This window comes from Vibrio sp. 10N.261.51.A4 (genome assembly GCF_041471945.1).
Classification (GTDB): domain Bacteria; phylum Pseudomonadota; class Gammaproteobacteria; order Enterobacterales; family Vibrionaceae; genus Vibrio; species Vibrio crassostreae_C.
Map to the genome: position 1 here is coordinate 38,764 of NZ_JBFRPJ010000064.1, position 10,775 is coordinate 49,538.

The 10,775-nt window shown below is 45.5% G+C and carries 8 protein-coding genes and 1 tRNA gene; 5 read left to right on the forward strand and 4 right to left on the reverse strand.

From position 1 onward, the window contains the following. Positions 1-263: 263 nt before the first annotated feature. The 3 genes from AB4384_RS14400 to AB4384_RS14410 all read left to right on the forward strand — a co-directional run bounded on the left by AB4384_RS14400 (position 264) and on the right by AB4384_RS14410 (position 5,139). Positions 264-2,273 carry an NADPH-dependent 2,4-dienoyl-CoA reductase gene (locus tag AB4384_RS14400; protein WP_170967980.1) on the forward strand — a complete coding sequence of 670 codons (2,010 nt, stop codon included), beginning with the start codon at positions 264-266 and terminating at the stop codon, positions 2,271-2,273. Positions 2,274-2,480: 207 nt separating this feature from the next. Next, the gene (locus AB4384_RS14405; protein ID WP_017059376.1) at positions 2,481-3,029 is read left to right on the forward strand and encodes an NAD(P)H nitroreductase; all 549 of its coding nucleotides are present in this window, start codon (positions 2,481-2,483) and stop codon (positions 3,027-3,029) included. Positions 3,030-3,144: 115 nt separating this feature from the next. Further along, on the forward strand, positions 3,145-5,139 hold the full coding sequence (locus AB4384_RS14410; RefSeq protein WP_017063444.1) for a DNA topoisomerase III: 1,995 nt from the start codon (positions 3,145-3,147) through the stop codon (positions 5,137-5,139). Positions 5,140-5,157: 18 nt separating this feature from the next. Here AB4384_RS14410 and AB4384_RS14415 read toward each other — a convergent pair whose 3' ends face one another. The 3 genes from AB4384_RS14415 to AB4384_RS14425 are packed head-to-tail and all read right to left on the reverse strand — an operon-like array spanning position 5,158 to position 7,004. Beyond that, a complete protein-coding gene (locus tag AB4384_RS14415) occupies positions 5,158-6,159 on the reverse strand; it encodes a DUF3080 domain-containing protein (RefSeq protein ID WP_372129712.1) in 1,002 nt (333 codons plus the stop codon). Between the two features lie 7 nt (positions 6,160-6,166). Next, complete coding sequence (locus AB4384_RS14420; protein ID WP_372129713.1) at positions 6,167-6,853, reverse strand: SDR family oxidoreductase; 687 nt, start codon at positions 6,851-6,853, stop codon at positions 6,167-6,169. Between the two features lie 25 nt (positions 6,854-6,878). Further along, entirely contained in the window at positions 6,879-7,004 is a 126-nt protein-coding gene (locus tag AB4384_RS14425; RefSeq protein WP_017063447.1) for a hypothetical protein, read from the reverse strand. 111 nt (positions 7,005-7,115) lie between these two features. Here AB4384_RS14425 and AB4384_RS14430 point away from each other — a divergent pair, with 111 nt between their 5' ends. Next, positions 7,116-8,036 (forward strand): histone deacetylase, encoded by a 921-nt coding sequence (locus AB4384_RS14430; protein ID WP_372055160.1) that lies wholly within the window; start codon positions 7,116-7,118, stop codon positions 8,034-8,036. 193 nt (positions 8,037-8,229) lie between these two features. Further along, positions 8,230-10,356, forward strand: a complete 2,127-nt coding sequence (locus tag AB4384_RS14435) for a methyl-accepting chemotaxis protein (RefSeq protein WP_372129714.1) — start codon at positions 8,230-8,232, stop codon at positions 10,354-10,356. A 75-nt stretch (positions 10,357-10,431) separates the two neighbouring features. Here the strand turns inward: AB4384_RS14435 and AB4384_RS14440 are convergent. Next, positions 10,432-10,522: transfer RNA gene (locus AB4384_RS14440), tRNA-Ser, on the reverse strand. Positions 10,523-10,775: the final 253 nt, after the last annotated feature.

Below are 10,775 nucleotides of genomic sequence, written 5' to 3' on the forward strand. Positions count from 1 at the left end.
GATCACGTCGCTTTAACAAGCCGTAGTACCATTAATCTCAATAATATGAACTGCTTAGTATCCTACGATAATTCCCAAGCTCAAACTACACCAAGAATTGTTAATCGATATATATTCTCATTAAGTGTAGTCAAATTAAGGGCTTCTGAACGATTAATACGTGCAGCATTATGATCGGTGTTACAAAAATGTAAACGGTTGTTTGAACTTTTGGTGATTGAACTATACTGTGGTCAGACCACAAGGATAAAATAATAGAAGTGATGTCTGCCATGTACCCACATTTACTTGAACCACTCGATCTTGGATTTACCCAGTTACGTAACCGTGTATTGATGGGATCAATGCATACAGGTTTAGAAGAAAATAAAGAAGGTCTCCACAAACTCGCCGCGTTTTATGAAGAGCGAGCAAAAGGAGGCGTTGGCCTTATTGTTACTGGTGGTTTCTCTCCTAATTTACGTGGCAGATTAACCCCATTCAGTGCTGAATTCAGTAAAGTAAAGCACGCTAAAGCGCACCAAGTTGTTACCGAAGCCGTCCACAAGCACGGCGGTAAAATTGCGCTTCAATTGTTGCATGCAGGTCGTTATGCGATGCACCCATTTGCGCAAAGTGCGTCTGGCATTAAAGCGCCTATCGCTAAGTTCGCTCCAAGTGAGATGAGCCCTCGTCAGATTAAAAAGACCATTGGTGCCTTTGCCAACAGTGCCGAACTCGCCCAAGTCGCGGGTTACGACGGCATTGAGATTATGGGATCTGAAGGTTACTTGATTAACCAATTCATCTGTAAACGTACCAATATGCGTTACGACGAATGGGGCGGTTCTTATGAGAAGCGCATGCGTTTCCCGCTGGAGATTGTTAAATCGATTCGCGAAGCAGTGGGTGACGACTTCATTATTATTTTCCGACTGTCGATGCTGGATTTGGTTGAGCAAGGCAGCACCTTTGAAGATGTTGTTCTATTGGCTCAAAAGCTGGAAGAAGCAGGCGTGACTATTATCAATACCGGCATCGGTTGGCATGAAGCGCGTGTTCCGACTATCGCGACACAAGTACCACGTGGTGCATTCTCTTGGGTGACGGAAAAAGTGAAACCATACGTGTCGATCCCAGTGGTGACATGTAACCGAATTAATACGCCAGAAGAGGCCGAACGTATTCTTAGCTCTGGGCAGGCTGATATGGTGTCTATGGCGCGTCCATTCTTGGCAGACCCGGATTTTGTTAATAAAGCAGCTCAAGACCAAGCTCAGTTCATCAATACCTGTATCGGTTGTAACCAAGCTTGCCTTGATAACGTGTTTAAAGGTAAACGTGCGAGCTGTTTGGTGAACCCACGCGCTTGTTACGAGACTGAAATTGTTGTTCAGCCAGCGCAAGCGACTAAGACCATTGCGGTTGTTGGCGCAGGCCCAGCCGGTTTAGCTTGTGCGACGACACTAGCCCAGCGTGGACACAAGGTTGACTTGATTGAGAAAAATGACCGTATCGGCGGCCAGTTTAGATTAGCAATGCAGATACCGGGCAAAGAAGAGTTCAGAGAAACGATTCGTTATTTTGCTAACCAAATCGATGCATCCGGCGTGAATCTGAAACTGGATACGGAAGCAACGTTTGAGATGTTGTTGAAGTACGATGAAGTGGTGATGGCTGCTGGCGTAGAGCCAAGAAAGCTCGATATTGAGGGCATTGACCAAGAAAACGTGGTCGATTACCAAACCTTGATTCGCGAAAAGACACCAGTAGGCGAAAAGGTCGCGATTGTTGGTGCTGGTGGTATCGGTGTCGATGTGGCAACCATGCTCACCGAGCCGGCGTCACACAGCCTAGATGATTGGCTGCATGAGTGGGGCATCGATAAGAACATGGAACACCCAGGTGGTTTGTATCCTTACCCGGATTCATTCAGCGACAAAACGGTTTGGGTGATGCAGCGTAAAGCGGGGCGCGTTGGTAAAGGTCCGGGCAAAACAACGGGCTGGATTCACAAACGCACGCTAGAGAAACGAGGTGTGAATCTACTGGGCGGTGTAAGCTACAACAAGATTGATGACCAAGGTCTGCATATCAGCGTTGGTAAGAAAGAGCAGGTGCTGGATGCTGACTCGGTTATCGTATGTGCAGGTCAGGTGTCAGTTCGTCCATTCGAAGACATGTGGCAAGAGTTTGGTGGCAAACTGCATGTGATAGGCGGCGCCGATTACGCGGGTGAATTGGATGCAGTACGCGCAATTCGTCAAGGTGTTGAGCTAGCGATTAAGTTATAGAATCAGCTATCAAACTGTAATCTTATCGGTAGATATTGTTACTTAATTTGCTGAGTTAGATTTTGAACAAGGCTCCTAAGTCATAGATTTAGGAGCCTTTATTGTTTCTAATCTAGCCTAAATGGACAGCCGTTGAGATTTATTATCGTTTGTATTCTGTGCTAAAGTTCAAGTATACAAATAATAAAGAAATAGTAAGGACTTCAAATGGATGCTTTGGATCTATTGCTCAACAGACGCTCAATCGCAAAACTCTCTGATCCGGCACCTGAAGGTGTGGCGTTAGAAAACATCATCAAAGCAGGGCTGCGTGCTCCAGACCACGGTGCACTAACACCATGGCGCTTTGTTATCGCGCAAGGTTCAGGCCTACAAAAGCTTTCAGACATCTTGGTGCGCGCCGCTGAAGCGGATGACAGCGAAGAAGCGGTTATCGAGAAAGTAAAAAAAGCGCCGTTCCGAGCTCCGATGGTGATTACTGTGATTGCCAAAGTAACTGAGCACGAGAAAGTGCCTGCTATCGAACAACATCTGTCTGCGGGTTGTGCTGCACAGGCGATGCAAATGGCCGCAGTCGCACAAGGTTTCCAAGGCTTTTGGCGCTCAGGTAAATGGATGTTCCACCCAGAAGTACACCAAGCATTTGGCCTAGAAGGCGACGATGAAATTGTTGGCTTCCTATACCTAGGCACTCCAGGCTGTACACCAATGAAAGTGCCAGAGCGCGACTTCTCTAAGTTCGTTGAGTTTTTATAAAGAAAGCTGAAGCTTGAATAGTTGAATGCTAACTGTATAAACAACCAGTTTTTCTTGATTTATTAGGGCCACATTAGATAATGTGGCCCTAATTGTTTGTAGCATCTGGAAAAACATGTCTCGTCTTATCATTGCTGAAAAACCAAGCCTAGGCCGCGCGATTGCCGCCGCACTACCGAATCCACAGAAGAAAGACCAAGGGTTTATCAAATGTGGTAATGGGGATGTGGTGACTTGGTGTATTGGACACTTATTGGAGCAGGTTGAGCCGGATGCTTATGACGACCGTTATAAGAAGTGGAATTTAGCCGATCTTCCTATCGTGCCGGAGCAATGGCAGCTAAGACCGCGTAAGACTTCAAGCAAACAGCTCACGGTGATCCGAAAGCTATTGAAGGACGCCACTCAAATTGTTCACGCCGGAGACCCGGATAGAGAAGGGCAGTTGCTGGTTGATGAAGTGATTGATTACTGCAAAGTCTCTAAGGCTAAGAAAGAGTCGATGGACAGGCTACTGATCAGCGACTTGAACTTACCTGCCGTAAAACGTGCACTTTCTCAAATGCGCAGCAACCGTGACTTTATTCCGCTTTCTATTTCCGCATTAGCGCGCTCTAGAGCCGATTGGCTGTATGGCATGAACATGACTCGTGCTTATACCTTACTCGGTCAAAAGGCTGGCTACCAAGGTGTGTTGTCGGTCGGGCGAGTACAAACGCCTGTACTTGGTTTGGTGGTAAGGCGCGATGAAGAGATCGAAAACTTTATTCCGAAAGATTACTTCACTTTGCACGCTTTGATCCCTTATCAAAATCACGGCCAGAGCTTTGATATTCGTGCGCGTTGGAAGCCAAGCGAAGCATGTAAACCATGGCAAGATGAAGAAGGGCGCGTGCTCAATCGAAAGCTGGTTGAGAATGTGGCTAACCGAATTGCGAATCAACCCGCGACGGTGACGGAATCAGAGCAAAAGCAAAGTAAACAAGCTGCGCCACTGCCTTACTCGCTGTCAGCCTTGCAGATTGATGCGTCTAAGCGTTTTGGTATGAGTGCTCAACAGGTGTTAGATACGTGTCAGTCATTGTACGAGAAACACAAACTCATCACTTACCCACGTTCTGATAGCCGCTATCTACCTAAAGAGCACTACTCGCAGCGAGAATCGATCGTTGATGCTATCGCTAACAATGCGAAAGAGCTGCAAAGTGGCGCTCAAGGTGCGGACCTTTCTCTTAAATCAAAAGCATGGAACGACAGTAAGGTCGATGCTCACCACGCGATTATTCCTACTCCGAAGAAGTCATCGGTGAACGGCCTGTCTGCCAACGAGATGAAAATCTATCAGCAAATCGCTCGTCAGTATCTAATGCAGTTTTACCCACCTGCGGTTTTTGCTGATGCTAAGCTGGTCTTTGATATCGCTGGTGGCGTGTTCATCGCAAAAGGGCGTCAGCTTATCAACCCCGGTTGGAAGGTGTTGATGGGTAAAACGGATACCGAAGAAAAAGGGGATGGCACGGATACGGTTCCTCCATTGGATAAAGGTACGGTGTTGACGTGCCGTGAAGGCGTGATTGGTGATAAGAAAACTGAGCCACCAAAACACTTCACGGAAGCGACATTGCTTCAAGCGATGACAGGTATCGCGCGTTTTGTTGCGAACAAAGATCTCAAAGCCATTTTGAAAGAAACCGATGGCCTTGGCACAGAAGCAACCCGTGCGGGTATTCTAGATACTCTATTCAAAAGGCAGCTGCTAACGCGCCAAGGTAAGAGTATTCACAGTAGCCCTGCGGGCAGAGGCTTGATTCATGCCTTACCTGAGGATTCTACCTTCCCAGACATGACGGCACATTGGGAGCACCAGCTGCAAGGCATGGCAGAACGAAATCAAGCGTATCAGCCTTTCATGCAAGCGTTAGAAAGCAAGATTGATGGTTTAATGGGTAAAGTAAAAACGGGAGAAGTTCCTGAATCACTCCGCCACCTTCCTAAAGTCGAGAGACCTGCCTTCAAACGCCGTAAAGGCGGTGGGGCGAAGAAGTCTTACGCCAAGACAGGTACCTATGCTAAGAAAGGTACTTCCGCTAAAAAGAGCACTAAAAGCTAAGACTTATTGAGGTTAGGATTAGCGTCCGACTTTACGGCCACAACGTTTAAACAGTTGCTGCCAATAGTCAACATGGCGACGAGTGGATGATCGAAAGGCTTGATGTGCATCTTGGATAGGAAAGTAATAACTGTGCAGTTCAGGTTGCGCGTCAAACATTCCTAGTTGCGGGGTTATGTGCTGATAGTAGCCATCCAGTTGCGCCATGTAAGGCTGAACCTTACCTATGTATTGTTGCTCGAACACATTGTTGAGATAGCGGAACTTAGTGGTGTCTCGTTGTTTACCACAGATGATCTTGTCATCAAAAGTTGTCAGCTGTTTGGTGATGGTATCTAGCTCAACTGACGCCCGAGCGAGCGAGTAGTATAAATCCCCAAGGGTCGAACTCTTCTCTAATACTTCTTGAACCTCAGTGGTTTTGCCGGAAACGAGCGATGTGTTTAACGCTTGATTGACGTGTTCTAACGCATCACTGGTTTGTCGTACCTGATCGCCTATATCAGCGCGTAACCACTGACTACCCCGCATTTGTGACTGCATAGCATCGCTGGCATAGATGAGATTCCATTGATGCAGTGGAAACTGTGCGAGTTTCTGTTGCTCAATTTCTCTTAGTAATTCTACGATCTCTGGGTCTAATTCATTACTGGATAAACACATGCCCACGCCTTCAAGTAGCGCGACTTGATAATCGTAATTACGAAACTCATCCGCGACCTTGCCCAGAACCGAATTTCTTTCTGCAATCAGATTGAACAATCCACACTGACGAAGCTGGTAGCTGTCGATGAGGCCGATAGAGAGTGAGGGCACGTCAAGCAGCAGTTCTCGTTTTCTCGGTAGGCTTTCAAATTCCCATTCCTCTATTATCTCGTCAGCATCTTGTACTCTGGCTATCTTTGTTTGATAGTCGTCGAACAAGTCGCCGGGACCATCACTGAAACAGCCAGCTAGCATCACTGTTAGACAAAACAGCGTTGAGTGCTTAACTAGGTTTGAGAGATGCCCTGCATTCATCTGTGGATTACCAGTCTATTTCGCTGCCATCGAAATTGAAGAAGTGACCACTCACTTCGGTATTCGCTGACTCGATGACTTTAATAAGGCCGGAAGCTGAAGTGTCGGTGTCGATCAGAGCATTAGGGCCACCCATTTCAGTCTGCACCCAACCTGGATGCAGTGCTAACACCGTAAAGCCATTCTCGGTTAAGTCGTTACTTAGGCTCTTCACCACGGAGTTTAGAGCGGCTTTAGAGGAGCGATAGATATAACCGCCGCCTGAGGTGTTCTCAGTCATACTGCCGACTCTAGAGGATAAACAAGCGACCTTTTTGATATTGCTGCCTGCTAGTAGAGGCAATAATGTTTCGACAAGCTTCAGTGGAGCAATCGTGTTGACTTCGAATACACGACGCCACTCTTCAACATCGGTATTACCCAGCCCGTAGCCTTTAGGGCCATAGTAGCCAGCGTTGTTGATCAAGATATCAATCGACTCTATTTGCGAAGGGAGTTGGCTTACTGCTTGGTAATCGGTTATCTCTAATTGAATACAGGTAAGGTTGGTGTTGTGGTCTGCGAGTGAGAGCAGTTCTTTTGCTGAATTGTCATCACGATAAGTCGCGTACACCTTGTGATTACTTTCCAAGTATTGTCGAGTCAGGCTTAAGCCAATGCCGCGGTTCGCTCCAGTAATAAAAATAACGCTCATGGTGATTCCTTTTCAGTTCAATTAGTTAAGTTTGATGGCTTAACACGAGAAAATCAACGCTCCACCAACTGGCCATTAGCATTCCTACAAAAATCATTACTGCTGCCGCTGAGCCGCAGATCACCCCAAAGATGAGTATTACGTTTTTCATTGTTATCTCTTTTCTTCAATTGATAGTAACGATAATCATTATCCTTAATTAGGGTTGTCGCCAAGTCTGAGACTGTTATGATTTTGAGAAAGATACGCAATTAGCCTGATTATGATTCCTTTAATTTACCACCCAATCTATTCGCAGTTACCTTTACCAGAAGGTCATCGTTATCCAATCAACAAATATCAGTTGTTGCATAGTGCTGTTGAGGCGCTAATGGATAGCGATCCACAATGGGGTAATGCATTCGAAATGTTCCAGCCAATGCCTGTTTCGATAGAACAAGTAAAGCAGGTACACGATAGTGAATATGTCGATTTGCTTGTATCTGGTAATTTGCCTGCAGCAAAGATGAGACGCATCGGTTTCCCTTGGAGTGAGCAACTTATCGAAAGAACACTCTACTCAAGTGGTGGAACCTGCTTGGCCGCTGAAATGGCAATAGAGAGTGGTTTAGCGATTCATTTGAGTGGTGGTTATCATCACGCGCATCATGATTTTGGCAGTGGTTTTTGTTTGTTGAACGATTTGGTCTTAGCGGCAAAACACGCGCTGACCTTTGAACATATCGATAAAGTGCTGATCGTTGATAGCGACGTTCATCATGGTGATGGCACAGCAACTCTTTGCCAAGAGAACGACGGCATCATTACTCTGTCGTTCCACTGCGACAAAAACTTTCCTGCACGAAAGCCATTATCCGATTTAGATGTGCCGTTAAGTCGTGAAACAGAAGATGCAGAGTTCTTACGTTGTTTTGAACAAGTCACTAAGTTAGCGATTGCTCACCATCAACCTGATCTGATTATTTATGATGCGGGGATCGATATCCATCAAGACGATGAACTGGGTTATTTGAATGTCTCGACACAAGGGATATTTGAACGCGACTGTTTCATGATTGAATTAGCGAGATCAGAGTCTATTCCGATGGCCAGCGTAGTCGGTGGCGGATACCGCACTCAACACCAAGATCTGGTGCCGATTCACATGCAACTGTTAAAAGCGGCTTATCATGTTTACAGTTAGCCTCTCAAATTGGCGCCTGATAGCTCATTGAAATGATGGTGTGAAATAAGCGCATATTGCACCATAAAAGACACAGCTGCACCATTATGGATCATTTAAAGTTCTTTTTTATTAATTAGTTACGTATTTGTGTGATTAATTGTGGTCTGTAAATTGCTTTACCCATGTGTCTATAAAAACACAAGGGATAAAAATGAACCTGACGGACAAGGAACGTAGTTGGCTTAATTGGTTTGGCGCAACAGGAAAACTGGCTATGCGCAGAGCTTGTTTCCTCAATAGAAGTAGGACGGAAGAGCTTGAACAAGCTTTTGAAAGTATTGCTCACACGCGAGTTCAACTTCTGCATAATTGGGTCAAGAATCAATGGGATTTTTTAGAAGACTCTGCGGTTTATTTAGCAAGTCGAACGGAAGAACAAGCTCAGGGGACGTTAGCTAGCCTTCTTAAACGCAGTACGGATTTTTCTGAGTTGGCGATCGTCGATGCCAAGGGGATCGCACAAGCATCGAGTTATCATGAACATATAGGGGTTACTCTTGGAGACAAGAAGGCTTTAGTTGAAGGGGCTTCAAAGCGTTATCTTCATGGGCCGTATATGGATCCACGCACGTTGAACGTAGGGGCCTCGAGTTCATCGTTTCATGACCAAGTGACGTTGATGTTTTATGTCCCATTTTCTCGGGATGAAGGGCCACAACAATTCTTATGTGGTCGTGTTCCAAATGATGTTATTGGTGACATTATTCAGAGAGAAGCGGGGCATATTTATAGCGAGTCGGGTGATAACTATATCTTTATGGTCGACTCCATTCATGATCCTCATACTCAGCCGGGTGTTGCGCTCTCTCGTTCTCGCTTTGAAGATAATACCTTTTCACACGGCGAGAACTTAAAGCAAGGGATTCATACTGATTGGGGAACGGTTAAGATTCAGCACCACACCGAATTTGAGATTCGCTTTACAGACCCAGCCACTAATCAGCTTCACCCAGGCGTGAGAGAAACCATTAAAAATGGCAGTAACCTGTTTATAGATTATCCCGGGTATTCCGACTATCGCCACATACCCGTTATTGGCAAAGGTATCACCTTTCAATTGGATGGTTCACCAGATACCTTTGGCATGATGTGTGAGTCCGATTTAGAAGAGGTCTACAGAGACCGAAGTCTAAGTTATACCTTATCTAAGCACTTCATCAGCTGCATGCTACTGCCTCTATTTGTTCCATTACTGTTTGCCAACCTTTATACACTCACACCTTTTATACAGAGTGGCATTATGTTCGCTTGCGCGTTGCTTTCATTGGGCTTATTCCGTTTAGTTAGCGCTAAACCACTAGCGAAGAAGATTCACGAAATGACCGGGGTAATGCAGACCTTAGCCGAAGGTGATGGCAATTTAAGTCGGAGACTAGATCCCACCACATTCAGTCATAATGAACTTGGCAACCTAGGGCGCTGGACTAACAGTTTTATCGACAATTTAGATAACACGGTGAGTGAGTTGATCCATGCGAGTCACGAAGTTAGAGAGGTTTCTGAATCGATGTTTCGTCGCAGTGTCGTGATGAAGCAAACCAGTGATGATGCATCACAAGCGTTGAGCAATATGCTTCAATTGAGTCAGTATCAACAGAGTGAAATTACTCATGCGAGTGTCTCAGCAACGCAAATGGATACGGTGATGAAACAAGCCGTTCTGAGTGCGGAGAAGGAATACAATCAGTCCGTCGAAGGCATGGAGATTGTTCGCAATATCGTAGAAAGCTCGGCACATAGTGTGAATGAGGTGAATAATGAAATGACCAAAGTGTCTGACATTATAGATATCATTACTGACATCACCGCGCAGACTAACCTTTTGGCCTTGAATGCGGCCATTGAGTCGGCAAGAGCAGGTGAACACGGGAGAGGGTTCTCTGTCGTCGCTTCTGAAGTAAGAACTCTGGCTGACCGAACTTCACAAGCTGCTAACCATATTAGTGACCTAATGAAAGAGCTGCATAGTAAGTCTCGCAGTGCTGTTGAGTCCATGGAGCGAGGCGTCGAGAATGTGAGTAAAGGAAACTTAACAGTCGACTCAAACGCTCGCAGTGAACAAATTCAAGCAGCGGTGAGTGACCTCTTTACCACGATGTCTAATCTAGATGAGAACAGTCAGAAAAACGGACAAACGGCAGATAAAGCCCAACGTTCAATATCTGACTTACAACTGTCTACTAAGCAACTCGCACGTCGAGTTTCTTTGATGGGCAATGCATTGAGCCGCTTAGACCAATTGATCGGGCGTTTTGAAGTGAGCCGAAAGGTGGCGTAGTGGAAACTGCGTAAGTTCTTTACGCAAACGCCAGATACAAAAAAGCCGCTGATTTCTCAGCGGCTTTCTTTAATGTGGTGGAGGGATAGGGATTTGAACCCTAGAACCGCTATTAACGGTTGCCGGTTTTCAAGACCGGTGCTTTCGACCACTCAGCCATCCCTCCAATGGCGCGTATAATATAAGGGTGGCTTTCGCTTGTAAATACCCTTATTAACTGACTGCTTTTTTTATGAACGCTTTTTGGTGTTTTTGTTCTGAATGATTATTTATTGTTCGGTTTATTAAGAAGCCGACAAAATCTAATATTCAATAAGCCAAGTATTCCCAACTTTTGTTATACGTGAAGTGTTTCTGTGCTATTAAAAAAGAAAGTATCTAATTGGCTTGCAGGTAAAGTTGGCTTTGTTGCGTAATTA

Coding starts and splice junctions, on each gene's coding strand:
- AB4384_RS14405 (WP_017059376.1), top strand. CDS start 2,481: ATGGATGCTTTGGATCTATTGCTCAACAGACGCTCAATCGCAAAACTC.
- AB4384_RS14430 (WP_372055160.1), top strand. CDS start 7,116: ATGATTCCTTTAATTTACCACCCAATCTATTCGCAGTTACCTTTACCA.
- AB4384_RS14425 (WP_017063447.1), bottom strand. CDS start 7,004: ATGAAAAACGTAATACTCATCTTTGGGGTGATCTGCGGCTCAGCGGCA.
- AB4384_RS14420 (WP_372129713.1), bottom strand. CDS start 6,853: ATGAGCGTTATTTTTATTACTGGAGCGAACCGCGGCATTGGCTTAAGC.
- AB4384_RS14400 (WP_170967980.1), top strand. CDS start 264: ATGTCTGCCATGTACCCACATTTACTTGAACCACTCGATCTTGGATTT.
- AB4384_RS14415 (WP_372129712.1), bottom strand. CDS start 6,159: ATGAATGCAGGGCATCTCTCAAACCTAGTTAAGCACTCAACGCTGTTT.
- AB4384_RS14410 (WP_017063444.1), top strand. CDS start 3,145: ATGTCTCGTCTTATCATTGCTGAAAAACCAAGCCTAGGCCGCGCGATT.
- AB4384_RS14435 (WP_372129714.1), top strand. CDS start 8,230: ATGAACCTGACGGACAAGGAACGTAGTTGGCTTAATTGGTTTGGCGCA.